The sequence below is a fragment of the Microbacterium panaciterrae genome (genome assembly GCF_039541635.1).
Classification (GTDB): Bacteria; Actinomycetota; Actinomycetes; order Actinomycetales; family Microbacteriaceae; genus Microbacterium; species Microbacterium panaciterrae.
This window is the reverse complement of sequence record NZ_BAABGP010000013.1, coordinates 45,081-69,432: the sequence shown is the minus strand read 5'-3', so window position 1 is coordinate 69,432 and position 24,352 is coordinate 45,081. Positions and strand designations below refer to the sequence as shown.

Here is a 24,352-nt window from a genome sequence, read left to right as displayed (position 1 = left end):
GGCCATGATCTTCGTCATCGGATCCGTGTTCGCGGGCCTCGCCGCCCTGATCCACGTCTACATCTTCGTGCTGGAGTCGGTGCGCTGGACGCATCCGTCGACGCGCCGCGTCTTCGGCACGAGCGCCGAGGACGCGCAGGTCACGAAGCCGCTGGCGTTCAACCAGGGCTTCTACAACCTCTTCCTCGCGATCATCGTGGTCGTCGGGATCGTGCTCGCCCCTCTCGGGTCGCACCATGTCGGCCTCGCGCTGATGTTGGCAGGCACCGGATCCATGCTCGCCGCGGCGCTCGTGCTGATCCTCTCGGACCGCACCAAGGCGCGGGCCGCGACCGTGCAGGGGCTGTTCCCGCTGCTGGCGGTCGCGCTGCTGGTGGTGGGCGCGCTGGTCTGAGCCCGTCCCGGGAAGAAGGCACTGGCAGCCCCTCCCACCGTCCCGGGGTGCGGGCTACCGTGGGGGCGGGATCATCGTGCGGCCGCGGCGTGGGCCACCGCACGCGCAGGGATCGGATCACCCCGGAGCAGGTGCAGCTGATCGGCGGCGGCCGTCTGCGTGTGCCGGTCTGCGCCGGGAACGCTCCTCGGCAGCCTCGCATCGGCTACCGAGATCGCCGCAGTGCAAGGGAAGAGTCCGCATCAGGTGATGCGGCGCTGGCACCTGCAGGAGGGGCGCTCCGTGATCCCGATGCCCGCTCGCCCAGGCCGTCAGGGCATGCGGATCGCGACGATCGTGACCGAGCCGCCCTGCCCCGACATGTCCGTGCCCGAGCAGGTGACGGTGTCCTGCTGCGGGTGCGCGGCCAGCTGGTCGACGAAGACCGACCCGTCCGGGGCGATGAAGGTCATCGACACCGGGATCAGATGCCCCGTGCCACCCGACACGATCTGGGCTGCCGCGTGGCCGTTGTCTCCTGCGACGACGAGCAGCTGCTCTCCGGCGCAGTCCACGGGGATCTGGATGTTCAGGTGGCTGCTGCTGTTGGATGACGGGCTGCCGACGGCGTAGGCGGGTGTGGCGACGGCGACGAGCGCGGCACCGGCGACGACGGCGACGGTGAGGAGGCGGGTGGGGTTCATGATCGGATCCTTTCGAGCGGAGGTGCCCCGACGGGTGCCGGGAGATGCTCACGGTACGAGCGTCCGCGCACGTGCCGCATCGATCCCCGGGTGACATTCGCTCTGCCGGAATACACCCTCGGGTGGACGCGCCCGCGCACGGTGCGGGAGTACGGTCTGAGCATGATCCGCTGGTGGAGGTCGCTCGGCCGCAGCAGCCGTCGTGCGGTCGTGCTGGACGGTGCGCTCGTGGCGTTCGCCGTGCTGACGGCGTGGTCGGTGCTGATGTCCGGGAACGCGACGATCACACGGCACCGATTCGCCCTGCTCCTCGTGAGCGTCGGCGCCGTCCTGGTGTTCCTCGCGCGGCGCAGGCAGCCGCTCGTCGTGGCAATGGCGTCCTTCGCCGCCTGGGCGGCCGCATCCGCGATCTCGCCGGTGTCGACGGTGCCGATGTTCATCGGGGTGCTGGTCAGCTTCGCCCTGTCCGGATACCTCTGCCCACCGGTGCAGGCGGTCGTCGCGTGGCTCGCCGGAGCGGCGACGGTCGGATTCGCGACGGCCACCAGCCTGCCCGCGGAGGCCTGGGTCGGCGACTTCTCTTTGTCGTTGGTCTTCTGCACGGCGCTGTGGGCGGCGGGGCTGCTCGTCGGTGTCCAGCGGCGTCGCGCGGACGGTGCGGGTGCCGCACTCGCCGCGGAGCGCGACCAGCGTGCGGCCGCCATCGATGCCGCCACACGTGAAGAGCAGGCACGGATCGCGGTCGACCTGCACGATGTCGTCAGTCACGGCCTATCGGTCGTCGTCGTGCAGGCCGTCGCGGCCCGGGAAACCACCGCCACGCTCGGGACTTCTCCGGACGCGATCGAGCTCGATCGCCGCCTCACCGCCATCGAGTCCTCGGCGCGCGATGCGCTGGCCGAGATGCGACGGATGCTGGGGCTGTTGCAGGCGACACCTGATGTCGATCCCGAAGCGGTGCCCTCCTTGCGGCTCGTGCCGCGACTGCTCGAACGCGCACGTGCAGCTGGGCTCATCGTCGAGCCGATCGAACTGCGCGTGGAGCGCGACCTCCCGCCCGGCACGGAGCTGGCCGCCTACCGGGTCATCCAGGAAGCCGTCACGAACGTGATCACGCATGCGCCCGGCAGTACGCTGCGGGTCGCGGCGACCGCCGTCGGCGGACCGCTCGAAGTCGTCGTCGAGAACACAGCGAGTCCTCGGCCGGTCGGCGACACCCGCGGCGCGGGGCGCGGACTCATCGGCATGCAGCAGCGCGCACGCATCGGCGAGGGGGCCGTCGAGGCTGGACCGACGGCGGACGGCGGATTCCGCGTGCGCCTGACACTCCCGGCGGGGCAGCGATGATCCGGGTCGCGATCGCCGACGACCAGGCTCTCATCCGGGACGCGTTCCGCAGCCTCGTCGATGCGGCGTCCGACCTGACCGTGGTAGGCGAGGCCGCCGACGGCGTCGAGGTGCTCGGCATTCTGGACCGTACCGAGGTCGACGTCGTGCTGATGGACATCCGGATGCCGCGCATCGACGGTCTCGAAGCCACCCGGCGCGTGCTCGCCCGGCATCCGCAGACGCGGGTGCTCGTGCTCACCACCTTCGACCGCGACGACTGGATCTACGACGCGCTCGCCGCGGGTGCGAGCGGGTTCCTGCTCAAGGACGTGCGCGCCAGCCAGCTCACCGACGCGATCCGCACCGTCGCCGCCGGCGATGCGCTGCTGGCGCCGCAGGTGACGCGACGGTTCATCGAGCGCGCTCTCGCCGCGCGAGCGGAGCCGCCGGCCGACGCGGCGGACGTGCCGCTGACGGCGCGCGAGACCGAGGTGCTGCAGCTGATCGCCGCCGGACTGTCGAACCAGGAGATCGCGGAGCGGCTGGTGATCGCACACTCGACGGTGAAGACGTACGTGAATCGCATTCTGCGCGGGCTCGACCTGCGCGACCGCACCCAGTCGGTGATCTACGCGTACGAGCACCGTCTGGTGCGGCCGGAAAGCCTGAACTGACGGGTGTCTCGCGCCCATGGGCGATCCACGCCCGTCTGATGTGCCCCCGACAGGAATCGAACCTGCGACCTACGGTACCGGAAACCGGCGCTCTATCCTCTGAGCTACGGAGGCGTACCGAACGAGCCTAGCATCGCCCACGGGCCCGCAACGACAGGCCGGACACGCGAAAGGCGCGCCCCGGGATGACCGGGGCGCGCCTTCGGAGAGGAGCCGGTGGAGCCTACTTCGTGGTGCCCTGCGAGACGGATCCCTGCAGCTGGCGCTGGAAGAGGATGTACACGAACAGCACTGGGACGATCGTGATGATCACCGCGGCGAACAGGGCGCCGAAGTCGACCTGATAGCCGGCCGACGAGGCGAAGCTCGCCATGCCCTGGGACAGCACGTAGTTGTCCCGGTTCGTGTTCAACGAGATCGGCAGCAGGAACTGGTTCCACAGGCCGAGGAAGTTCATGATCGCCACCGCGGCGAGCCCCGGTCGTGCCATCGGCAGCATCACCTGGAAGAACGTGCGCCACTCGCTGGCGCCGTCGACGTACGCGGCCTCCTGGATCTCGTAGGGCAGCGACTTGAAGAACGAGAACAGGAAGAACACCGTGAACGGCAGCGCGAACGCGACGTACGTGATGATCAGGCCCGGCAGCGTGTTCAGCAGCCCCATGCCCTGCAGGATGAAGAACAGCGGCACGATCGCGAGGAACACCGGGAAGGTGAGCCCTGCGAGCATGAGGTAGTAGATCACCCGGCTGCCCGGGATGGAGAACCGGGCGAGCACGTAGGCGCACATGGCGCCCAGCAGCATCACCAGGATCAGCGCGCAGCCGACCACGATGACGGTGTTCAGGAACATCGGCCCGAAGTTGTTCTTCACCCACGCGTTGACGTAGTTGTCGAAGTTCCAGTTCGCCGGCAGCCCGAAGGGCGACTTGAAGATCTCCTTCGTGGTCTTGAACGAGCCGAGCAGCGTCCACAGCATCGGCAGGATCACGATGACCGCCCAGATCGCGAGCACGGCGTGCGAGATGCCTCCGACCACCTTGTCGCTGGTGGTGGACGAGCTGCCGCGGAGGGCCTTGGCCGCCTTCTTGTCGACGGTCACCGCCGCGCGCGTGTCCAGGCTCATTCGCGTCCTCCTTCATCTTTGCCGCCGACGAGGCGGAACACGCCGATCACGAGGCCCGCGAAGACCAGCGTGATCACGGCGAGCACGACGCCCATGGCCGTGGCCAGGCCGAACTGCCCTTTTTCGAACGCGGTGCGGAACAGGTACTGGCTCATCACCAGGGTGCTGTTGTTCGGGCCACCGGAGGCGTTCAGGCCCGCCATGTAGACGAACGCGTCCAAAGCCATGATCCCCAGGTAGATGTATGCGGTCTGCACGTTGTCGCGCATCTGCGGCAGCAGGATCGACACCACGGTGCGGAACCGGCCGGCGCCGTCGATGCGCGCCGCCTCCAGCGTCTCCGCCGGGATCCCCTTGATGGCCGCGATGAACAGCACCATGTAGAAGCCGACCATGCTCCACACGATCACGAAGATCGTCGCTCCCATGGCCGTGCGCTGGTCGCCGAGCCAGTCCACCATGTTGGTGGCGCCGAGGGTCCGCAGCACGCCGTTCAGCAGTCCGTTGGACGGCTGGTAGATCATGCTCCACAGGATCGCGATGACGATCGCCGGGATCACGTACGGGAAGAACGACACGACACGGTAGAAGCTGGATCCGGTGAGTCCGCGCACCTGGCCGCTGGACGGCCCGCCGACGGTCACCATGCTCGCGAAGATGAGTGCGACGACGATCGTGATCAGCGGCACGACGATCGCCAGCAGGGCGTTGTTCGCCATCGCCTGCAGGAACGTCGAGTCCTGGAACAGCTTCACGAAGTTGTTCAGGCCGATGAAGCTCATGTTCGGCGAGAAGCCGGTCCAGTTGGTCATCGCGTAGTACAGCGCCTGGATGAACGGCGAGATCACGAACACGAGGAACAGCGCCACCGGGAGCACGAGGAACACCAGCAGGAACGACACGTAGTCGAAGGTCAGCCGGCGCTGCCCGAGGCGGGGGGCCTTGCGGCCCCCCGCGCGAGCAGCAGTCACGGCGGCGGTGTCGAGTCCACCGTCGATCTCCGGACTGCTGATGGTCATTACTTGATCTCGATCTTGGTGATGGAGCTGTCGTTGCGGATCTTGTCGGTCAGGTCCTGCAGCGCCTTCGTGATGTCGGCGACCGACATCTTGCCGTCCAGGAACGAGTTCCAGATCGGCAGCTGGTCGGAGTTCATGCCGTACAGGCCGAACGCCTTGATCGTGAAGACGTTGTTGCCCGCCTTGTCCAGGAGCTCCTTCTGCGACACCAGCGCGGTGGATCCGAATCCGTCGTCGGGGACGATGCCCTTGACGATGGTCGGCGCCAGCTTGCCCTTGGCGAACGCCGTGGCGGACTCCTTGGACAGCATCGTGCGCAGCAGCTCCTTGCCTCCGGCGGGGTTCTTCGCCTTGGTGGGGACGATGAACGGCTCGCCGGCCTCGGCGCGGAGGGTTCCGGCCGGGGTGGTCTGCTTGTCGTCCAGGGGGATCTCGCCGATGCCCTTCATGGTGAAGCCGTCCGCGGTCTGCTTCTTCATCTCGTTCTCGATCCACGAGCCCGAGGGGTAGAGCAGAGCGGCCTCGTCGAGGCTCCACTGCGACTGCGCCTGGGTGAACTGCGTCCCTGCGCCGCCCGGCTTCATGTAGCCGGCCTGGATGAGGTCGTAGAAGATCGTCAGGATGCTCTGGATGATCGGGTTCGACCATGCCTTCGCGTCGAGGTTCTCGAGCGGAAGGCGCACGGAGTCGCCGCCCTGGATGACCGCCGAGTCGACGACGAGCGTCTGGTAGTACGTCGCCGCCTCCTTGCCCCAGACGAACAGGTACTTGCCCTTGGCCTTGGCAGCCTCGCCGAGAGCCTTCAGGTCCTGCCAGGTCTTCGGGACGGTGAACCCGTTGTCCTTGAAGACCTTGTCGGAGTACCAGATGCCGTAGACCGTCATGACGTAGTTCAGGGCCACGAACTTGCCGTTGAAGGTGCCGGGATCCTTGACGCCGCCGTAGAGCGTGTCGCTGATCTTGGTGCCTTCGAGGTTGTTCGCGTCGAGGACGTCGTCGAGCGTCTCGAGCTGGTCCAGGATCGTGTTCCAGCCGATCTGGTTGGCGCCCGAGTTGTCGATCAGGTCCGGCGGGTTGCCGCCGACGAAGCGGGGCTGCAGCTCCTGGGCGATCTTGGTCGAGGACGAGACCTTGACCGAGGCGCCGCCGAGCTTCTTGTTGCCGTCCATGATCTTCGCGGCGTTCTCGACGTAGTCCACGCCGTAGCCGCCGTCGAAGATCACGGCATCGACCTTCGAGTTCGCTGCGACGCCGAACGGGTTGTCAGCCGACGCGGCGCCGGTCGCGCCACCGCCGCCGCCACCGCCGCCCGGGGCCGCGCAGGACGCGAGGCTGACGCCGAGAGGCACCATGACCGCCGCGAGCGCCGCACCGCGCAGCAATGAGCGCCGGCTGATGGAAGCGTCTTTGGTTTCCATGTGATTCTTGCCTTCCTAGTGAGGGTGTGAGGGAGAGGTTGAGTCTGTGGGGGGCGGCTCAGTCGCCGCGGCGGAGCCGATCAAGGTAGTGAGCCTCGAGGGCGGCGTTGTGCTCGTCGCCGCCGGGGATGTTGGCCGAGATGTACATCGGGGGCACCTCGCCCGCGTCGGCCATCGTGCGGGCGACGCCGAGGGTGAGCAGCTGCGCGATGAACGCCGCCGTGATCGAGGAGATCGCCCCCGCCGAGATGGTGTCGGTGAGCTGCAGCGTGGAATCGCCGTAGGGTGCGAGGTTGTCGATCACGACGTCGGCGACCTCGCTGAGGCGCCGGCCGCTCGGGTGCTTCGGCTCGACGCGCGCGGTGTGGTCCAGGCTCGTGACCGCGATCACGGCATGCCCGTGCTCCTTCGCCCAGAGCGCCACGCCGACGATGGATCCGTTCACTCCCGAGTTCGAGGCGATCAGGAACACGTCGTGCTCGGTCACGGGGGAGACGGTCATGAGCTCGTCGACCACCCACGGCTCGCGTTCGAGCGATCCGGTGAGCACGTCGACAGAACGCGCACCGTGCAGCACGATGTCGCGCAGCGCGATCCGGTTCGTCGGGATCAGCCCGCCCGCGCGTCCCGCGATCTCCATCGCGAACGCCTCCGAGTGCCCGGTGCCGAACGCCTGGATGATGCCGCCCGCGCGGATCGCCTCGACCATCAGCGCGATCGCGGGATCCAGCGCGCCCGCCTGCGCGTCGGCGGCCAGGCGCTCGAGGCGGTCTTCGGCCTCGTGCAGCAGGTCCAGGGGGGAGGCGCTCATCGTCGGGTCTCCTTCCGGCGCCGCGCGCTGGTCTCGTCCGCCGGGCGGACCGCGCGTCGGTGCGACGACACCGCCATCGCACTCGCGGCGAGCAGGTTCGCGGCCTCGCCGAGCGTGCGCTGCGCCACCAGGACGTAGAGCAGATCGATCACGAGCAGCTGCGCGTGCTTGATGGACAGATCGTCGGGACGCTGGTTCGGGTTCGCGGAGGCCGTGATGAGCGCGACGTCGGCGATCGAGGCGAGCCACGAGTCGGCGTCGGTCGTGATCGCGACGGTGAGCGCGCCCGCGGCTCGGGCGTGCGAGAGCATCTCGATGGTCTCCTCGGTGCGCCCGGTGTTGGACACCGCGACCGCCACGGACGAGCTGTCCTGCAGGACGGCGCTGGTGAGGCCCTCATGCACATCGGACCAGGAGTGCGCGTTCACGCCGATCCGGTACAGGCGCCCGCGGAACTCGTCCGCGATGACCCCGCTGCCGCCCACCCCGTAGATGTCGACATGGCGGCTCTCCGCGATCGCGCGGGCGACGAGCTGCACGTCGTCGAGGTCGAGCAGGCTGGTCGTGGTCTCCATGCTGCGGGTGTGCAGGCCGAGCAGCGTCAGCAGCACCCGGTCGGCGGGATCGTCCTGGCTGATGTCGTCGGCGATGTCGGTGCGCCAGGTGGTGCGGGTGTCTCCGCGCCCTGACTCCGCCGCGACCCCGACCCGGAACTGGGTGTACCCGTCGAACCCGACGGCGCGGCAGAACCGGGTGACCGTGGCGGCCGAGGTTCCTGCGCGGTCCGCCAGCTCGGTGATGGTCAGTTCGACCGGGGCGGTCGGGTGTGCGGAGATCACGTCAGCGATCTTGGCGATGGCCTGGGGCATCGCGGGACGGCGCAGCGAGATGCGCTGCGCGATCGACAACTCGTTGCCGACGTCCTGCAAGAGTGGCACCATTGCCTCCGGTGAAAACGGATAGGGAACCTGGGGGGTTCGGGTGAAAAACATTCTCACCAGATCCCAGACGAAAAATCAAGTAGGACTGATAACAAATTGGGGTGCATCATGCTCGTGCTCGGCGTTGATGCGGGTGGGACGTCCACTCGAGCGGTGCTCGCGACCGCGGACGGTCAGTGTGTGGGGTACGGCCGCGGGGGCAGTGGCAATCCCACCTCATCAGGAGTTTCCCTCGCTCGTGACGGTGTGTTCGATGCGGTGGGTCAGGCGCTGCGCGTCGCGGGCGCCGATCTCGGGGATGTGACGGGGCTGGCGATGGCGATCGCCGGTCACGACTCCGGCGGCGGCGAGAACTCGTGGATCCTGGATCCGCTGCGGGAGCGCGGATTCCGCGGCGCGCTGCACTTCGAGTCGGATCTGCTCGCGATGTACTCCAGTGGTGCGGTGGCCCCGGTCGGCTACGGCGTCGTGTGCGGAACGGGTGCGAGCGCCGTCCGCGTCCAGGGCGGTCGGGTCGCCGCCGCGGCCGACGGGCTGGGGTGGCTGCTGGGCGATCGCGGCAGCGGATTCTGGATCGGGCGCAGAGCCGCGCACGCCGTGGTGGATCAGCTTGAAGGCGTCGGTGCGGAGACCGCGCTCACCCCGCTGGTGCTGCACGCGGCAGGAGTGGCAGTCGACGGTGCCGCCGAACCCGGCCGCGACGGCCGGCCGATCGGGCTGGAGCGGCTCATCCGCGCCCTGTACGCGCAGCGGCCGGTGCGGCTCGCGACCCTCGCGCCGCTCGTGTTCGATGCGGCCGAGGCGGCGGATCCGGTCGCGTGCGGGATCCTCGAGCGCGCCGGCGAACTGCTCGTGCAGACGATCGAGCTCGTGCAGCAGGGATCGGGTCCGGTCGTCGCGGGAGGCAGCATCCTCGCCCGCGACGGGGCTCCGCGGCGGCTGCTGCGGGAGCACTTCGCCGCCGCGGAGGGCGAGTATCCGGTGGTGCTGGTCGACAGCGGCGCGGCGGGCGCCGCCGTCCTCGCGCTCCGCAACGCCGGAGCGCCGGTCGACGAGCGGGTGCTGGCGCGCCTGCGGGCGGGGATCCCGGCCGGGTGACGCCCCGGCACCGCCTACAATCGGAAGCCTATGAATCCCGAAGCCCTCGCCGCCGCGATCCTGTCCGTCCTCATCCCGATCGCGGATGAGCGACGAGAAGGGGAGCCGTTCGCGCTCGCCGCCGGCGACATCGTGCTCGAGCGCCCGCGCAACCGGGAGCACGGCGACTGGGCGACGAACATCGCGATGCGCCTCGCCAAGCAGCTCGGTGCGAACCCGCGCGAGCTCGCGCAGCAGATCGCCGACGGACTCGGCGCGGTCGACGGCATCGCCGAGGCCTCGGTGGCCGGCCCCGGCTTCCTCAACGTGCGCCTGGAGGCGGGAGCCGCGGGCGCCCTCGCCAAGGTCATCGTCGACGCGGGCGAGGCGTACGGGCGCAACGACTCGCAGGCCGGCCGTTCGATCAACGTCGAGTTCGTGTCGGCGAACCCCACCGGCCCGCTGCACATCGGGCACACCCGCTGGGCCGCACTCGGCGACGCCATCGCGCGGCTGCTCGACGCGAGCGGCGCGACCGTGGCCCGCGAGTTCTACATCAACGACGCCGGCGCGCAGATGGAGCGGTTCGCCGCATCGATCGTCGCGGCGGCGAACGGCGCGCCGACGCCCGAGGGCGGCTACGCGGGCAGCTACATCGGCGACATCGCCGCGCGCGTGCTGGCCGACCGCCCCGACTTCCTGACGCTGGACGACGCAGAGCAGCAGCTCGTCGCCCGCGAGCTCGGCTACCGGTACCAGCTGGCCGAGCAGAAGGAGTCGCTGGCGAAGTTCAACGTCGTCTTCGACGTGTGGTTCTCCGAGCGGATCCTGCACGCCAAGGAGGACGGCGGCCAGAGCCTGGTCGACGGGGCCGTGGACCGCCTGCGCGCGCAGGGGCACGTCTTCGACCAGGAGGGCGCCGTCTGGGTGCGCACCACCGACTTCGGCGACGACAAGGATCGTGTGATCCGCCGCTCCAACGGCGAGTACACCTACTTCGCCGCCGACGCCGCCTACTACCTGAACAAGGGCGACCGCGGCTTCGGGCACAAGATCTACCTGCTCGGCGCCGACCACCACGGCTACGTGCACCGCCTGAAGGCGCTCGCGGGCGCGGCAGGCGACGATCCGGACAAGGACGTCGAGGTGCTCATCGGGCAGCTCGTTTCGGTCGGCGGCGCCCGGCTCAGCAAGCGCGCCGGCAACATCATCGAGATGGACGACCTGCGCGAATGGCTCGGCACCGATGCGTTGCGCTACTCGCTCGAGCGCTTCCCGGCCGACTCCCCGCTCTCGCTCGATCCCGAGCTGCTGCAGAAGCGCACGAACGACAACCCGGTCTTCTACGTGCAGTACGCGCATGCGCGCACGCACAACGTGGCGCGCAATGCGGCGGACTCGGGCGTGGACCGCTCGGTGTTCGCCCCGGAGCTGCTCACCCACGAGACCGAATCGGCGCTGCTCGGCGCGCTGCAGGAGTTCCCCCGGATCGTGGCCTTCGCGGCCGAAGTGCGCGAACCGCACCGGATCGCACGCTACCTGGAGGAGCTCGCCGGGCTCTATCACCGCTGGTACGACAATTGCCGCGTGATCCCGCAGGGCGACGATCCGATCGAGGACGTGCACCGCACCCGCCTCTGGCTGAACGACGCGACCGGCCAGGTGCTGCGCAACGGCCTCGGCCTGCTCGGAGTGTCGGCGCCGGAGCGGATGTGACATGAGCGGCGGCGTGGGCGTGCCGCCGCGGCCACCGCTGCCGCGCGCTGCTGCCGCCGTCGCCCCGCCGCGCCGGTCCGTGCGCTGGCCGTGGGTGCTCGGCATCGTCGTGATCGTGCTCGCCGGGATCGTGATCGGTGCCGAGTTCGTGGCGCGCGCCGTGGTCGCCCAGCAGATCCGCTCACAGGCCATCTCGGCGCTGAAGCTCCCCGCCGATCAACAGCTGGACGTGAACGTCGGCGGGATCGTGCTCCCGCAGCTGATCGCCGGGCGTCTGGACGAGATCCGCGTCTCGACGAAGAGCGTCGCGATCGGACCGATCACGAGCGCGGTCGACGTCGAGGCGACAGGGGTGCCGATCCGCGGCGGCGAGCTGGGCAGCGCGAAGGGCACGTTCCGGATCACGGGGGACCAGCTCGAGAAGGCCATCGCGACCGCAGCGGGCAGCGCCCCGATCGATTCGGTGACGCTCGAGGGCAAGGACGTGAAGGCCACGGGATCGATCGCGCTGTTCGGGGCTGAGGTCCCGCTCGCCCTCGCGCTCACCCCGGGGGCTGCGGGCGGCGAGCTGACCTTCACGCCGACGTCGGCGTCGATCGGCGCGATGACGCTCGATCCTTCCTCGGTCGAGACATCCCCGCTCAGCGCGCTGCTGAAGCCGCTGTTCGCGACCCAGAAGGTGTGCATCGCGGATCGGCTGCCCGCGGGCGTTCATCTGAGCGGACTGCGCGTGGACGGCGACCGGCTGGTGGCGTCCTTCGCCGCAGACAGCGCCATCACGACGGATCCCGCGCTGCTCGAGAACGGGACCTGTCCGGCGTCCTGACTCAGGGCAGAGCCGCGGCCCGATCCTCGCCGTCATCGATACCTGTGATGATCCAGGCGCTCGCGAGCAGGACGACCTGGGCGGAGAGGTTCAGCCACAGCAGCAGCGCCACGAGCGCGGCGAAGGAGGCGAGCAGCGGATTCGCCGCGGCGCCGCCGACCACCAGGGCCGACAGCTGCTGCAGCACGAGCAGTCCCGCCCCGCCCAGCGCCGCCCCGGACCAGAGCGTGCCGGCGTCGGCGCGCACTCCGGACAGGACGGCGAAGAGCCCCGCGATGAGCGCGGTGTCGAGGACGAAGACGATGACGAGCGAGAGGATGCGCTCGGTCCATGCGGCGGCGGGGGAGTGCTCCGCGCCCAGGAGCGCCGCGATCCGGTCCAGGCCCACCGAGCCGATGACGGTGGCCGCCGCAGACAGCGCGAAGCCCACGCCGATCCCGACGGCGAGGCCGAGATTGCGCAGGGTCACCCAGTACCACTGCACGTCGTCGGCGCGACGGCTGGCGAGCGCGCGCAGGGCGATGCGCAGGGACCCGATCGCGCCGAGGGCGGCGCCGATCAGGCCCGCGAAGGAGAGGATCCCCGCGATCGAGAGCCCTGTCGGCGCCGTGATGCTCCGAGGATCCACGAGTCCGCCGGATCCGACGAGCCCGGGGATCACGGCGTCCACGGCGGAGACCAGCGCGGCGAGGGCCGCCGGATTGCCGGCCAGCCACAGTCCGGCGAGGGAGAAGCCCAGCAGCACGGCCGCGAACACGCTGAACAGCGCGCGGTAGGTGACGCCGTCGGCGAGGGCGGGGCCGTGCACCTCGGAGTAGAGCAGCCAGGCGCGCGCGATCCGCAGCCGCAGCACCCGCGCGACGACGGCGTCGATCGTGCGTGCGAGCCACGGCTTCTGCGCCGGTGTGCGCTCGGATGCGGTGCGAGTGCCCATGCCCCGAGCGTAGCGAGCGGCGTCACACCCGTCGGGACGGGGAGGCGTCGTGCCCTAGAATTCTCAGAACTCGGCACCGTTCTGGGCCGGGATCACCCCGTGACGAACCCCGACGATTGGTGCTCCGTGCTTCCCGCTTCGCCCGACGATGCGCTCGCCCCGGACTGGCTGGAGATCCCGGCCGATCCGAACGATCTCGCGACGGGGGTGTGGCCCGCGTCGGCCCGGCGCGACCGTGACGGAGAGCTGGAGATCGGCGGCGTCGGGGTCGCCGCGCTGCGCGCGCGGTTCGGCACCCCGCTGTACGTGCTCGACGAGGCGGAGGTGCGGGCGCACGCGTCCCGCATCAAGGCGGCCTTCGCTCAGGCTGCGGCCGCGCACGGAACCAAGGCGCGCGTGTACTACGCCGGAAAGGCGTTCCTCAGCACCGAGGTCGCGCGCTGGGTGACCGAGGAGGGGCTGCGCGTCGACGTGTGCAGCCGGGGTGAGCTCGAGGTCGCTCTGGCCGCCGGCGTGAAGCCGTCGCGGATCGGATTCCACGGCAACAACAAGAGCGTGTCCGAGCTGGAGCGCGCTGTCCAGGTCGGGGTCGGCTCGATCATCCTGGACTCGGCCATCGAGATCGAGCGCCTCGGGGCGATCGCGGAACGCCGCGGCACCGAGCGCAACGGCACGGGCTCGCACGGCTACGTGCAGCGCGTGCTGCTGCGGGTGAACAGCGGGGTGCACGCGGAGACCCACGACTTCCTCGCCACCGCGCATGAGGACCAGAAGTTCGGCACCTCGCTCGAGGCGGCGCCGGCGCTCGTGGAGCGGATCCGCGAGATCCCCAGCCTGCAGCTGCGCGGCCTGCACTGCCACATCGGCTCGCAGATCTTCGGATCCGCGGGCTTCGCCGAATCGGCCTCGCGTCTCGTCGAGCTGCATGCGGAGCTCCGCGAGGGCGGTGAGCTGCCGATGCTGAACCTGGGCGGCGGATTCGGGATCGCGTACACGTCCGCCGATGACCCGACGCCGATCGAGGAGCTCGCGAGCTCGATCGTCGACGCGGTCGCACGGGAGTGCGAGGTGCGCGGCATCCCGATCCCGACCCTCGCGTTCGAGCCGGGCCGCGCCGTGATCGGCCAGGCCGGCGTGACCCTCTACGAGGTCGGCACGACCAAACCGGTGTCGCTGGGCGAGCGCGGTGAGCGCCTGTACGTGAGCGTCGACGGCGGCATGAGCGACAACGCCCGCCCGGCCCTGTACGGATCGCAGTACTCGGCGCGGATCGCGTCCCGCGAGGGCACCGGCGAGCCCGCGCTCGTGCGCGTCGTGGGCTCGCACTGCGAATCGGGGGACATCGTCGTGGATCACGAGTACCTCCCCTCCGACGTCACCCCGGGAGATCTGCTCGCGGTGCCGGCGACCGGGGCGTACTGCCACACGCTGTCCAGCAACTACAACCACACCCCGCGCCACCCGGTCGTCGCCGTGCGCGACGGCGTCGCGCGGGTGATCGTGCGGGGGGAGACCCTCGACGACCTGCTCTCCCGGGACGCGGGCATCGCCGCGCCCCGGAAGACGGAACGCAGCGCCGGCGCCCGCGCCGGAGAAGGAGAAGCATGACGGATCTTCCCGGTACCACCCGCACCCTCCGCGTCGCCCTGCTCGGGGCCGGATCCGTCGGATCGCAGGTCGCGCGCCTGATGATCGAGCATGGCGACGACCTCGCCGAGCGCAGCGGCGCACGCCTCGAGCTCGCCGGGATCCTGGTGCGGGACCCGGAGGCGCCCAGGGACAGCCCGCTGCCGAGGGAGCTGCTCACGACCGATGCGGAGGCGCTGATCCTCGGCGCCGACATCGTGATCGAGCTGATGGGCGGTATCGAGCCCGCCCGCAGCTACGTGCTGCAGGCGCTCCGTTCCGGCGCCGATGTGGTCACCGGCAACAAGGCGCTGCTCGCCACGCACGGCGCGGAGATCTTCGAGGCCGCAGACCAGGTCGGGGCGTCCGTCTCCTACGAGGCCGCGGTCGCCGCGGCGATCCCGATCATCCGCCCGCTGCGCGATTCGCTCGCCGGGGACCGGATCGCGCGGATCTTCGGCATCGTGAACGGCAGCACCAACTTCATCCTGGACGCGATGGACCGCCAGGGTCTGAGCGCCGAGGAGGCGCAGCGGATCGCGACCGAGCTCGGCTTCCTCGAGGCCGACCCGACTCTGGACCTGGAGGGCTACGACGCCGCGCAGAAGGCGGCGATCCTCGCCAGCCTCGCGTTCCACACCCAGGTCTCGATCGACGACGTGCACCGTGAGGGCATCGAGTCGGTGACCGCCGACATGATCTCCGACGCCCGCCGTGCCGGATACGTCGTCAAGCTGCTCGCCGTGTGCGAGCGCCTGACGGAGGAATCCGGCGACGCCGTCTCGGTGCGGGTCTACCCCGCGCTCATCGACCGCGAGCACCCGCTGGCCAGCGTGCACGGCGGCAACAACGCCGTCTTCGTCGAGGCGGAGGCCGCGGGGCCCCTGATGTTCTACGGCGCGGGCGCCGGAGGCGTGCAGACCGCGTCCGCCGTGCTCGGCGACGTCGTCTCGGCCGCGCGCCGGCACATCGCGGGCGGCGTCGGCATCGGCGAGTCGGCCCGGCAGAGCCTGCCGATCGCCCCGTTCGGGCACATCACCACGCGCTACCAGATCACGATCGAGGTCGCCGATGTCGCCGGAGTGCTGGCGAGGGTCGCCGGCATCCTCAGCGACGGGGGCGTGTCCGTCGCGACCGCGCTGCAGACCGTCGAGCGCGGGGAGCAGAGCAGCATCGCCCGGATCGTGATCGGCACTCACCGCGCGACGGAGCAGGCGCTCAGCGACACCGTGGCGCGCCTGGCCGAGAACGACGCCGTCACCCGCGTGGTCTCCGTGCTGCGCGTCGAAGGGGAGTGACGTGAGCACGCAGCAACGCACCGTCGAGGTGCGCGTGCCGGCCACCAGCGCCAACCTCGGCCCCGGCTTCGACACCCTCGGCCTCGCGCTGAGCATGTACGACGAGCTCGCGGTCACAGCCCTGGAACCGGGACGGATCGAGGTCGAGGTGTCCGGATCCGGCGCCGAGGAGATCCCGCGGGACGCGACGAACCTCGTCATCCGCTCTATCGCGCACGTCTTCGCCGACGTCGGCGTTCCGATGCCCGGCATCCGGCTCGTCGCGTGCAACGGCGTGCCGCATGGGCGGGGCCTGGGATCCTCGGGCGCCGCCGTCGCCGCGGGCGTCCTGGCCGCGAAGGGACTGCTGGCCGGTGCGGCGGAGCTCGACGACGCCGCGCTGCTGCGTCTGGCCACCGAACTCGAGGGGCACCCCGACAACGTCGCGCCGGCGCTCTTCGGCGGCCTCACGATCGCGTGGACGGCCGAACGCGGCCCGCAGCACAAGAAGCTGCTCGTGCACCGCGGCGTCTCGCCTCTCGTGCTGGTGCCCGGCTACACGATGTCGACCAAGGCCGCGCGCAGCCTGCAGCCCGAGCACGTGCCCAGCGAGGACGCCGTGTTCAACGTGTCCCGCTCGGCCCTGCTCATCGCCGCCCTCACGCAGAGCCCGGACGTGCTGCTGGACGCGACCGATGACCGGCTGCACCAGGACTACCGGGCGCCTGCGATGCCGGAGACCCATCGGCTGGTGCGGGCGCTGCGGGCGGAAGGCTTCGCCGCGGTCGTCTCGGGGGCGGGCCCCAGCGTCCTGGTGCTCTGCGACGGGCCGGGAAGCCGCCTCGAAGCGGCCCGGATCGCGGACGGCATCACGGACACTCCGTGGGATGCGCGCATGGTCGCCGTCGATGTGCGAGGTGGTACAGTGAGGGAACGAGCGGAGGGTTCTTCGTCACAATCGTGATCCCGGCCCGCGACGCAATCTCTGCGTCAACCGCACACCACCCGAAACCGCACCGCGAGCCGTCCTACGTGCTCGTCGTGGGCGTGTCCATCGGGTGGGATGCAGGGGACAGCCTGTTCTCCGCATGATCGTGCGGTCGCGCCCGGCCTTTGCCGAGCGCCGCTCCCTTTCCGACGACTTACAGAGGAGTACTCGTGGAGACCATCTCCGAGACCCAGAACGACACCTCGGCCCCGTCCGCTTCGGCGGCGCAGGCCGGATCCGCGTCCGCCGAGGACGCACCGAAGGCGCCGCCCCGCAAGCGCGCCCCGCGTCGCGCCACCACCGCGACCGCTGCCGCCAAGGCGGCGGAGACCGCCGCGGCACCCGCCGCCGACGCGCCGGCCGTCGCTGCCGCACCGGCCGCAGCCACCGACGCACCGGCGGAGGACGCCCCGAAGGCGAAGGCCCCGCGCCGCAGCCGTGCGAAGAAGGCCGATGAGGCACCCGCCGCTGACGCGCCGACCGCAGAGGCTCCGGCGGCTGAGGCTCCCGCCGCGGCATCCGACGCCCCGGCCGAGGACGCCCCGAAGGCGAAGGCCCCGCGCCGCAGCCGTGCGAAGAAGGCCGACGAGGCACCGGCCTCCGCCTCCGCTCCCGTCGCCGACGCGCCGGCGGCGGAGGCTCCCGCCGCCGCCTCCGACGCCCCGGCCGAGCAAGGCGCCGACACCCCCGCCGAGACCGGCGAGGAGCAGGGATCCCGCTCGCGCAGCCGCTCGCGTTCGCGCAGCCGCAGCCGCAACGGGCAGAGCGCCCAGGACGGCGAGAACAACGCCGCCCCCGGCCAGAACAACCCGCGCCAGAACAACGGCAACCAGAACCAGAACAGCGGCAACCAGGGCGGCGGCAACCAGAACCAGCGCGGCGGATCCGTCGACAACGACGAGGACGGCGCCGGCGCCGGTCGCGGTCGCCAGCGCAACAAGCGTCGTGGCCCTGCGGTGAACGCGAACGTCGACGAGTTCGAGACCGAGATCGGCGAGGACGACGTCCTGATCCCGATCGCCGGCATCCTCGACGTGCTCGACAATTACGCGTTCGTGCGCACGGCGGGCTACCTGTCCGGTCCGAGCGACGTGTACGTCTCGCTCGGCCAGGTGAAGAAGTACAACCTGCGCAAGGGCGACGCCGTTGTCGGCGCCATCAAGCAGCCCCGCGAGGGCGAGCAGCAGGGCCGCCAGAAGTACAACGCCTTGGTGAAGGTCGACTCGATCAACGGGCTGAGCACCGAGGACGCCGCGAACCGCGTCGAGTTCTCCGCGCTCACCCCGCTCTACCCGCAGGAGCGCCTGCGCCTGGAGACCGCGCCGGAGAAGCTCACCCAGCGCATCATCGACCTCGTCGCCCCGATCGGCAAGGGCCAGCGCGGCCTGATCGTCGCGCCCCCGAAGGCGGGCAAGACGATCGTGCTGCAGCAGATCGCCAACGCGATCGCGCAGAACAACCCCGAGGTGCACCTCATGGTGGTGCTGGTGGACGAGCGGCCCGAAGAGGTCACCGACATGCAGCGCACGGTGAAGGGCGAGGTCATCGCCTCGACCTTCGACCGCCCCGCGGAAGACCACACCACGGTCGCCGAGCTCGCGATCGAGCGCGCCAAGCGCCTGGTGGAGCTGGGCCGCGACGTGGTCGTGCTGCTCGACTCGATCACCCGTCTCGGCCGTGCCTACAACATCGCGGCGCCCGCCTCCGGCCGCGTGCTGACCGGCGGCGTGGACGCGTCCGCGCTGTACCCGCCGAAGCGCTTCTTCGGCGCCGCGCGCAACATCGAGAACGGCGGATCGCTCACGATCCTCGCCACCGCGCTGGTGGAGACCGGATCCAAGATGGACGAGGTCATCTTCGAGGAGTTCAAGGGCACCGGCAACAGCGAACTGCGCCTGTCGCGCGCGCTCGCCGACAAGCGCATCTTCCCTGCCGTCGACGTGAACGCATCCTCCACGCGTCGCGAGGAGATGCTGCTGAGCCCCGACGAGGTCAAGATCACCTGGAAGCTGCGCCGCGCGCTGGCCGGGCTCGACCCGCAGCAGGCCCTCGAGGTCGTGCTGGGCAAGCTCAAGGAGACCGACTCCAACGTCGAGTTCCTGCTGCAGATGCAGAACGCGCAGCTGGGCAAGCCGCAGAACGGCACCGGCCACAGCCACGCGTCCGAGAACAGCATCCGCTGAGCCGCGCACGCGGATCAGCCACGGTTCCGGGATCCGGTCGTCATGTTCGAACAGGTCGAGTCGCTGCGCGACGAGCACCGCAGGGTGGAGAGGGAGCTCTCCGACCCCGAGGTGCACGCCGACGCCGCGCGGGCGAAGCGCGTCAATCGTCGCTACGCCGAGCTCAACCGCATCGTGAAGGCGCATGACGACTGGATCGCCGCGGGCGAAGATCTCGACACCGCCCGTGAGTTCGCCCGCGAGGACGAGTCGATCGCCGCGGAGATCCCCGGCATGGAGGATCAGCTGCAGCACGCGCAGGAGCGGCTCCGGCGTCTGCTCATCCCGCGCGACCCCGACGACGCGCGCGACGTGATCATGGAGATCAAGGCGGGGGAGGGCGGAGCCGAATCCGCCCTCTTCGCCGCCGACCTGCTGCGCATGTACGTGCAGTACGCCGCGTCGAAGGGCTGGAAGACCGAGCTCCTGGAGCGCACCGAGTCCGACCTCGGCGGCTACAAGGACGTGCAGGTCGCGATCAAGGGATCGTCGACGGATCCCGCCCAGGGCGTCTGGGCGCACCTGAAGTACGAGGGCGGCGTGCACCGCGTGCAGCGGGTGCCGGCCACCGAGTCGCAGGGGCGCATCCACACCTCCACGACGGGCGTGCTGGTGTTCCCCGAGGTCGACGAGCCCGACGAGATCGCGATCAATCAGAACGACCTCAAGATCGACGTGTTCCGCTCCTCGGGCCCAGGCGGGCAGTCCGTGAACACCACCGACTCCGCGGTGCGCATCACGCACCTTCCGACGGGCATCGTCGTGTCGATGCAGAACGAGAAGTCGCAGCTGCAGAACCGCGAGGCCGGCATGCGCGTGCTGCGCGCGCGGCTGCTCGCGAAGCAGCAGGAGGAGCTCGCCGCCGTGGCCAGCGACGCCCGCCGCTCGCAGATCCGCGGCATGGACCGCTCGGAGCGGATCCGCACCTACAACTTCCCGGAGAACCGGATCGCGGATCACCGCACAGGGTTCAAGGCGTACAACCTCGATCAGGTCATGGACGGGGCCCTCGAGCCGATCATCGAATCCGCGATCCAGGCGGACGAGGAAGCGCAGCTCGCCGCCCTCGGCACCCAGGCCTGAGCGCGGCCGGATCCGCTCTCGAACATCCGGATCCGTCACCAGGCTCCGCGTGTCGGAGTGCGTCCTTCCCGCGCATCGTCCGGCAACGCCATCTCCACGCGCATGCCCAGCAGCCGCACGGCACGGTCCGGGGCGATCCGGCCGATGAGCTCGCGTGCTCGCTCCCGGACGGCCTCCCGGTCGGTGGTCTCCGGGATCCGCTTCGTGAAGGTCTTCGTCGTGAACGGCGCGTAGCGCACCTTGAGGCCGAGACCGACGACGGGGCGTCCGTCCTGGGTCACGTCGTCGAGCACCTGCTCCAGCAGCGCCAGTGCGGCCTGCTCGATCTCGGCGCGATCGGCGAGGTCGGTCTGATACGTCGTCTCGCGGCTGTGCCCGCGCGGCACCCACGGCGTGTCGTCGACGACGGCCGATCCGCCGCCGCGGCCCAGCTCGCGGTACCAGAGCCCCATCCGCGGGCCGAACTCCGCCGTGAGCGCGGCGTCGGGAGCCGCCGCGAGCTCCGCGACCGTGCGCACGCCGAGTCCGAGCAGGCGCTTGGTCACCTTCGAGCCGACTCCCCACAGCTCGATCACCCCGCGCTCGCCCATGACCTCCTCCCAGTTGTGCGCGGTGAGCCGGAACACGCCCTGCGGCTTGCCGAACCCGGTCGCGATCTTCGCTCGCACGAGGGTGTCGCCGATCCCGACGCTGCAGTGCAGCCGGGTGCGGGCGAGGATCGCCTGCTGGATCCGTCGCGCGTACGCCTCCGGGTCGTCCGTGTCGACGCCCACGAACGCCTCGTCCCAGCCCAGCACCTGCACCACGGCGCCGGGCTGGGCGCGCAGTTCCGACATGACCTCCGACGAGGCGGCGAGATACGCGGGCGCGTCGACCGGCAGGATCACGGCATCCGGCACCTTGCGGGCGGCGATGCGCAACGGCATCCCGGATCCCACGCCGAACGCCCGGGCTTCGTAGGAGGCGGTCGACACCACCGCGCGCTCGGTCGGGTCCCCGCGGCCGCCCACGATGACGGGGAGTCCGGCGAGCTCCGGACGGCGCAGCACCTCGACGGCCGCGATGAACTGGTCGAGGTCCACATGGAGCACCCAGTGCATGTCCTCGACAGTACGCGGGGCGGCGCGGTCCGTCACCCGCCTGACGCTAGGCTCCGGCCATGGGCCTCTTCTTCACGCGCACCCTGATCTTCCTCGCCTCCTCCGCGGTCGGCCTCATCGTGGCCGACCTGCTGCTGAAGGGCTTCACGATCGAGTGGGGCAAGTGGTGGGGCTTCGTGCTCTGCGTGCTCATCTTCACCGTGCTGCAGAGCCTGCTCGCCCCATGGATCACCTCGATGGCCACCCGCTACGCGCCCGCGCTGCTGGGCGGGATCGGGATCATCTCCACGTTCGTCGCGCTGCTGATCGTCGTGCTGCTGCCGATCGGGGGCCTGCGGATCACCGATGCGCTCGGCTGGATCCTCGGACCCGTCGTGGTGTGGATCATCACGGCGCTGTGCACGGTCGTGCTGCCGCTGCTGCTGATCAAGCGCGAGGTGCGCGAGGCGGCCGCGCTGAAGGCCGCCGCCAAGAAGCGCTGAGCCATTGGCGCGAGCGCGGGCCGGAGAGGCGCCGCGCTCAGATGGAGTAGTCCGGCACGGACAGGATCCGTGCCGTGTTCTCGCCCGGGACGCGGGGACGCGCCCGTGCGGGGACGCCGGTGAGCACCGAGTCGGCCGGGGCGTCCTTCGTGACCACGGCGTTCGCCCCGATCGCGGAGCGGGCGCCGATCACGATCGGACCCAGGATCTTCGCCCCCGCGCCGACGACGACGCCGTCCTCGAGAGTGGGGTGGCGCTTGCCGGAATCGCGGGTGCGCCCGCCGAGGGTGACCCCGTGATAGAGCATCACGTCGTCGCCGATCTCGGCGGTCTCGCCGATCACGACGCCCATGCCGTGATCGATGAAGAAGCGCCGGCCGATCGTCGCTCCGGGATGGATCTCGATGCCGGTGATCCACCGGGCGATCTGCGAGCCCATCCGGGCCGGAAAGCGCAGTCCGCGCGTCCAGAGCGCATGGTTGACCCGGTGCGCCCAGATCGCGTGCAGGCCGGGATAGAGCAGGGCGATCTCGAGCCCTCCGCGCGCTGCGGGGTCGCGGAGCCGGGCGGACGCGATGTCTTCGCGGATCCGCCCGGCCCAGCGCGCGCCGGAGCCTTCGAGCGACTCAGGGACCGGCATCAGTCTTCGCGCAGGTCCTCGAAGAGAGCGGTGGACAGGTACCGCTCACCGGTGTCCGGGGCGACGACGACGATCGTCTTGCCGGCGTTCTCCGGGCGGGCGGCGACCTTCAGCGCCTGGGCGACGGCGGCGCCGCTGGAGATGCCGACGAGCAGGCCCTCCTTCGCCGCGAGCGCGCGCGCGGTGGCGAGCGACTCGTCGAACTCGGCGGTGATGATCTCGTCGATCACGTCGCGGTCGAGCACGGCGGGGACGAAGTTCGGGCCGATGCCCTGGATCTTGGCGGGACCGACACGGCCCTCGCTGAGCAGCGGGGAGTCCTTGGGCTCGACGGCGATCACGGTCACGTCGGGCTTGGCGGCCTTGAGCGCCTGGCCGGTGCCGGTCACGGTGCCGCCGGTGCCGACGCCGGCGATGAACACGTCGACGTTGCCGTCGGTGTCGCGGAGGATCTCCTGCGCGGTCGTCTCACGGTGCACCTGCGGGTTCGCCTCGTTGTCGAACTGACGCGCCCACACGGCGCCCGGGGTGCTCTGGATGATCTCCTGCAGCGCCTCGATCGCGCCGCTCATGCCCTTGGTCGGGTCGGTCAGCACGAGCTCGGCGCCGAACGCCTTCAGCAGCACACGACGCTCCTTCGACATGGATGCCGGCATCGTCAGGATGACCCGGTAGCCGCGCGCGGCGCCCACCATCGCGAGGGCGATGCCGGTGTTGCCGCTGGTGGCCTCGACGATCGTGCCGCCCGGCTTCAGCTCACCCGACGCCTCCGCGGCGTTGACGATCGCGATGCCGATGCGGTCCTTGACGCTCGAGGCAGGGTTGAACGACTCCAGCTTGACCAGCACCGTGGCGCCGAGGCCCTCGGTGAGATGGTTCAGCTTGACCAGCGGCGTGTTGCCGAACGTGGAGGTGATGTCGGAGTGGATGCCTGCCATGACTGACCTTTCGATGGGCGACGCGTCGATGACGCAGATTGCAGTGCCAGCACAGCCTAGGGTGCCCTCGTGTGCACGGGGTGAATGTGACACGGGGATTACGCCGCGCGGCGATTACGCTGGACGACTGTGCCCGCCCCTCTCGCCGATGTCCTCCGCCGTGCCGCCGCGACCCTCGCCGAGGCCGGTGTGGCGGATCCTGTCGTGGACGCGGAACTGCTCGCGGGGCACGTGCTGGGTCTCGGCCGCGGCGCCGTCCAGGCAGCGACGATCCGCGGCGATGCGCTGTCCGACGAGGATCGGGCCGCCCTGGACGCGCTGATCGCCCGCCGGGCAGGCCGGGAACCGCTGCAGCACCTCACCGGAACGGCCCCGTTCCGCCACCTCGAGCTCGCCGTCGGGCCCGGCGTGTTCGTGCCACGGCCGGAGACCGAGATCGTCGCGCAGTTCGCGATCGACGCGCTGCTGGCCGCCGCCTCGCCGGAGCCGATCGGCGTCGACCTGTGCACCGGATCCGGCGCCATCGCGCTCGCGCTGGCCACCGAGGTGCCGCATGCACGGGTGCATGCCGTCGAGCTCTCCGCCGAGGCGCACGCCTGGGCGGTGCGCAACACCGCGGGCCAGGAGAATCTGACCCTGGTGCGGGGTGACCTCTCCCACGCGCTCGCCGAACTGGACGGCACCGTCGACGTCGTCATCTCAAACCCGCCCTACGTGCCGGACGACGCGATCCCGCGCGATCCGGAGGTGCGGCTGTTCGATCCCGCGCTCGCCCTGTACGGCGGGCCGGACGGTCTCGACGTGGTGCGCGCCATCAGTCGGCGCGCGTGGGCGCTGCTGCACTCCGGCGGCACGTTGGTGCTGGAGCACGCCGAGGTGCAGGGCGCCGCGATCCGGGCGCTGCTCGCCGCAGACGGCTGGCGCGCGACCGCGACGCACCGCGACCTCACGCAGCGCGACAGGGCGACCACCGCGATCCGGCCGTAGCCCCCATCCGAGCGCCACCCCGACACGAGGCTGGACGGTGGTGCCGCGTAGACTGAGACGG

At 70.5% G+C, this 24,352-nt stretch carries 23 protein-coding genes and 1 tRNA gene; 13 read left to right on the top strand and 11 right to left on the bottom strand.

Features of this window, described 5'->3' with window-relative positions; genetic code table 11:
- Positions 1-7: 7 nt before the first annotated feature.
- Complete coding sequence (locus ABD882_RS09390; RefSeq protein ID WP_345186544.1) at positions 8-394, top strand: DUF1304 domain-containing protein; 387 nt, start codon at positions 8-10, stop codon at positions 392-394.
- A 311-nt stretch (positions 395-705) separates the two neighbouring features.
- Here the strand turns inward: ABD882_RS09390 and ABD882_RS09385 are convergent, their stop codons facing one another.
- The gene (locus tag ABD882_RS09385) at positions 706-1,077 is read right to left on the bottom strand and encodes a hypothetical protein (protein ID WP_345186351.1); all 372 of its coding nucleotides are present in this window, start codon (positions 1,075-1,077) and stop codon (positions 706-708) included.
- A gap of 90 nt (positions 1,078-1,167) precedes the next feature.
- Between ABD882_RS09385 and ABD882_RS09380 the strand changes: the two genes are divergently transcribed.
- Together ABD882_RS09380 and ABD882_RS09375 are read left to right on the top strand one after the other, a co-directional pair.
- On the top strand, positions 1,168-2,424 hold the full coding sequence (locus ABD882_RS09380; protein WP_345186348.1) for a sensor histidine kinase: 1,257 nt from the start codon (positions 1,168-1,170) through the stop codon (positions 2,422-2,424).
- Positions 2,421-3,080, top strand: a complete 660-nt coding sequence (locus tag ABD882_RS09375; protein WP_345186347.1) for a response regulator — start codon at positions 2,421-2,423, stop codon at positions 3,078-3,080. Before ABD882_RS09380 ends, ABD882_RS09375 begins: the two co-directional genes overlap by 4 nt.
- Positions 3,081-3,121: 41 nt before the next feature.
- Here the strand turns inward: ABD882_RS09375 and ABD882_RS09370 are convergent.
- The 6 genes from ABD882_RS09370 to ABD882_RS09345 all read right to left on the bottom strand — a co-directional run bounded on the left by ABD882_RS09370 (position 3,122) and on the right by ABD882_RS09345 (position 8,392).
- A tRNA-Arg gene (locus ABD882_RS09370) sits at positions 3,122-3,194 on the bottom strand.
- Between the two features lie 109 nt (positions 3,195-3,303).
- Complete coding sequence (locus ABD882_RS09365) at positions 3,304-4,206, bottom strand: carbohydrate ABC transporter permease (RefSeq protein ID WP_345186345.1); 903 nt, start codon at positions 4,204-4,206, stop codon at positions 3,304-3,306.
- A complete protein-coding gene (locus ABD882_RS09360) occupies positions 4,203-5,225 on the bottom strand; it encodes a carbohydrate ABC transporter permease (protein ID WP_345186344.1) in 1,023 nt (340 codons plus the stop codon). Before ABD882_RS09360 ends, ABD882_RS09365 begins: the two co-directional genes overlap by 4 nt.
- Positions 5,225-6,643, bottom strand: coding sequence for an N-acetylglucosamine/diacetylchitobiose ABC transporter substrate-binding protein (gene ngcE / locus ABD882_RS09355; RefSeq protein WP_345186342.1), 1,419 nt, complete (start codon positions 6,641-6,643; stop codon positions 5,225-5,227). The genes ABD882_RS09360 and ngcE overlap by 1 nt, the downstream gene beginning before the upstream one ends.
- Positions 6,644-6,701: 58 nt before the next feature.
- Complete coding sequence (locus ABD882_RS09350; RefSeq protein ID WP_345186339.1) at positions 6,702-7,454, bottom strand: sugar isomerase domain-containing protein; 753 nt, start codon at positions 7,452-7,454, stop codon at positions 6,702-6,704.
- Positions 7,451-8,392 (bottom strand): MurR/RpiR family transcriptional regulator, encoded by a 942-nt coding sequence (locus ABD882_RS09345; RefSeq protein WP_345186337.1) that lies wholly within the window; start codon positions 8,390-8,392, stop codon positions 7,451-7,453. Before ABD882_RS09345 ends, ABD882_RS09350 begins: the two co-directional genes overlap by 4 nt.
- Positions 8,393-8,503: 111 nt before the next feature.
- On the opposite strand from ABD882_RS09345, the gene ABD882_RS09340 reads away from it, so the two are divergent.
- The 3 genes from ABD882_RS09340 to ABD882_RS09330 are packed head-to-tail and all read left to right on the top strand — an operon-like array spanning position 8,504 to position 12,014.
- Positions 8,504-9,493 (top strand): N-acetylglucosamine kinase, encoded by a 990-nt coding sequence (locus ABD882_RS09340; RefSeq protein WP_345186336.1) that lies wholly within the window; start codon positions 8,504-8,506, stop codon positions 9,491-9,493.
- 30 nt (positions 9,494-9,523) lie between these two features.
- Positions 9,524-11,188: an arginine--tRNA ligase gene (gene argS / locus ABD882_RS09335; RefSeq protein WP_345186334.1), complete on the top strand. Its 1,665-nt coding sequence runs from the start codon at positions 9,524-9,526 to the stop codon at positions 11,186-11,188.
- 1 nt (position 11,189) lies between these two features.
- On the top strand, positions 11,190-12,014 hold the full coding sequence (locus tag ABD882_RS09330) for an LmeA family phospholipid-binding protein (RefSeq protein WP_345186331.1): 825 nt from the start codon (positions 11,190-11,192) through the stop codon (positions 12,012-12,014).
- 1 nt (position 12,015) lies between these two features.
- Here ABD882_RS09330 and ABD882_RS09325 read toward each other — a convergent pair whose 3' ends face one another.
- Positions 12,016-12,948: a YhjD/YihY/BrkB family envelope integrity protein gene (locus tag ABD882_RS09325; RefSeq protein ID WP_345186330.1), complete on the bottom strand. Its 933-nt coding sequence runs from the start codon at positions 12,946-12,948 to the stop codon at positions 12,016-12,018.
- Positions 12,949-13,047: 99 nt separating this feature from the next.
- Between ABD882_RS09325 and lysA the strand changes: the two genes are divergently transcribed.
- The 5 genes from lysA to prfA all read left to right on the top strand — a co-directional run bounded on the left by lysA (position 13,048) and on the right by prfA (position 20,144).
- Positions 13,048-14,556, top strand: coding sequence for a diaminopimelate decarboxylase (gene lysA / locus ABD882_RS09320; protein WP_345186328.1), 1,509 nt, complete (start codon positions 13,048-13,050; stop codon positions 14,554-14,556).
- Positions 14,553-15,872, top strand: a complete 1,320-nt coding sequence (locus ABD882_RS09315) for a homoserine dehydrogenase (protein ID WP_345186326.1) — start codon at positions 14,553-14,555, stop codon at positions 15,870-15,872. Before lysA ends, ABD882_RS09315 begins: the two co-directional genes overlap by 4 nt.
- A gap of 1 nt (position 15,873) precedes the next feature.
- The gene (gene thrB, locus ABD882_RS09310) at positions 15,874-16,815 is read left to right on the top strand and encodes a homoserine kinase (RefSeq protein ID WP_345186324.1); all 942 of its coding nucleotides are present in this window, start codon (positions 15,874-15,876) and stop codon (positions 16,813-16,815) included.
- A 194-nt stretch (positions 16,816-17,009) separates the two neighbouring features.
- Positions 17,010-19,022, top strand: a complete 2,013-nt coding sequence (rho, locus tag ABD882_RS09305) for a transcription termination factor Rho (RefSeq protein ID WP_345186322.1) — start codon at positions 17,010-17,012, stop codon at positions 19,020-19,022.
- Between the two features lie 42 nt (positions 19,023-19,064).
- Positions 19,065-20,144 carry a peptide chain release factor 1 gene (gene prfA, locus ABD882_RS09300; RefSeq protein WP_345186320.1) on the top strand — a complete coding sequence of 360 codons (1,080 nt, stop codon included), beginning with the start codon at positions 19,065-19,067 and terminating at the stop codon, positions 20,142-20,144.
- Positions 20,145-20,179: 35 nt separating this feature from the next.
- Here prfA and ABD882_RS09295 read toward each other — a convergent pair whose 3' ends face one another.
- A complete protein-coding gene (locus ABD882_RS09295; RefSeq protein WP_345186543.1) occupies positions 20,180-21,244 on the bottom strand; it encodes a DNA polymerase IV in 1,065 nt (354 codons plus the stop codon).
- 59 nt (positions 21,245-21,303) lie between these two features.
- Here ABD882_RS09295 and ABD882_RS09290 point away from each other — a divergent pair, with 59 nt between their 5' ends.
- A complete protein-coding gene (locus ABD882_RS09290) occupies positions 21,304-21,726 on the top strand; it encodes a hypothetical protein (RefSeq protein WP_345186318.1) in 423 nt (140 codons plus the stop codon).
- A gap of 37 nt (positions 21,727-21,763) precedes the next feature.
- On the opposite strand, the gene epsC is transcribed toward ABD882_RS09290, so the two are convergent.
- Positions 21,764-22,366, bottom strand: a complete 603-nt coding sequence (gene epsC, locus ABD882_RS09285) for a serine O-acetyltransferase EpsC (protein ID WP_345186316.1) — start codon at positions 22,364-22,366, stop codon at positions 21,764-21,766.
- Positions 22,366-23,304, bottom strand: a complete 939-nt coding sequence (gene cysK, locus ABD882_RS09280; protein WP_345186314.1) for a cysteine synthase A — start codon at positions 23,302-23,304, stop codon at positions 22,366-22,368. The genes epsC and cysK overlap by 1 nt, the downstream gene beginning before the upstream one ends.
- A gap of 129 nt (positions 23,305-23,433) precedes the next feature.
- Between cysK and prmC the strand changes: the two genes are divergently transcribed.
- Positions 23,434-24,291 (top strand): peptide chain release factor N(5)-glutamine methyltransferase, encoded by an 858-nt coding sequence (prmC, locus tag ABD882_RS09275; RefSeq protein ID WP_345186313.1) that lies wholly within the window; start codon positions 23,434-23,436, stop codon positions 24,289-24,291.
- The last annotated feature ends 61 nt before the right edge of the window (positions 24,292-24,352 follow it).

Coding starts and splice junctions, on each gene's coding strand:
- ABD882_RS09385 (WP_345186351.1), bottom strand. CDS start 1,077: ATGAACCCCACCCGCCTCCTCACCGTCGCCGTCGTCGCCGGTGCCGCG.
- ABD882_RS09375 (WP_345186347.1), top strand. CDS start 2,421: ATGATCCGGGTCGCGATCGCCGACGACCAGGCTCTCATCCGGGACGCG.
- ABD882_RS09365 (WP_345186345.1), bottom strand. CDS start 4,206: ATGAGCCTGGACACGCGCGCGGCGGTGACCGTCGACAAGAAGGCGGCC.
- ABD882_RS09360 (WP_345186344.1), bottom strand. CDS start 5,225: ATGACCATCAGCAGTCCGGAGATCGACGGTGGACTCGACACCGCCGCC.
- ngcE (WP_345186342.1), bottom strand. CDS start 6,643: ATGGAAACCAAAGACGCTTCCATCAGCCGGCGCTCATTGCTGCGCGGT.
- ABD882_RS09350 (WP_345186339.1), bottom strand. CDS start 7,454: ATGAGCGCCTCCCCCCTGGACCTGCTGCACGAGGCCGAAGACCGCCTC.
- ABD882_RS09340 (WP_345186336.1), top strand. CDS start 8,504: ATGCTCGTGCTCGGCGTTGATGCGGGTGGGACGTCCACTCGAGCGGTG.
- argS (WP_345186334.1), top strand. CDS start 9,524: ATGAATCCCGAAGCCCTCGCCGCCGCGATCCTGTCCGTCCTCATCCCG.
- ABD882_RS09330 (WP_345186331.1), top strand. CDS start 11,190: ATGAGCGGCGGCGTGGGCGTGCCGCCGCGGCCACCGCTGCCGCGCGCT.
- ABD882_RS09325 (WP_345186330.1), bottom strand. CDS start 12,948: ATGGGCACTCGCACCGCATCCGAGCGCACACCGGCGCAGAAGCCGTGG.
- ABD882_RS09315 (WP_345186326.1), top strand. CDS start 14,553: ATGACGGATCTTCCCGGTACCACCCGCACCCTCCGCGTCGCCCTGCTC.
- prfA (WP_345186320.1), top strand. CDS start 19,065: ATGTTCGAACAGGTCGAGTCGCTGCGCGACGAGCACCGCAGGGTGGAG.
- ABD882_RS09295 (WP_345186543.1), bottom strand. CDS start 21,244: ATGCACTGGGTGCTCCATGTGGACCTCGACCAGTTCATCGCGGCCGTC.
- ABD882_RS09290 (WP_345186318.1), top strand. CDS start 21,304: ATGGGCCTCTTCTTCACGCGCACCCTGATCTTCCTCGCCTCCTCCGCG.
- epsC (WP_345186316.1), bottom strand. CDS start 22,366: ATGCCGGTCCCTGAGTCGCTCGAAGGCTCCGGCGCGCGCTGGGCCGGG.
- cysK (WP_345186314.1), bottom strand. CDS start 23,304: ATGGCAGGCATCCACTCCGACATCACCTCCACGTTCGGCAACACGCCG.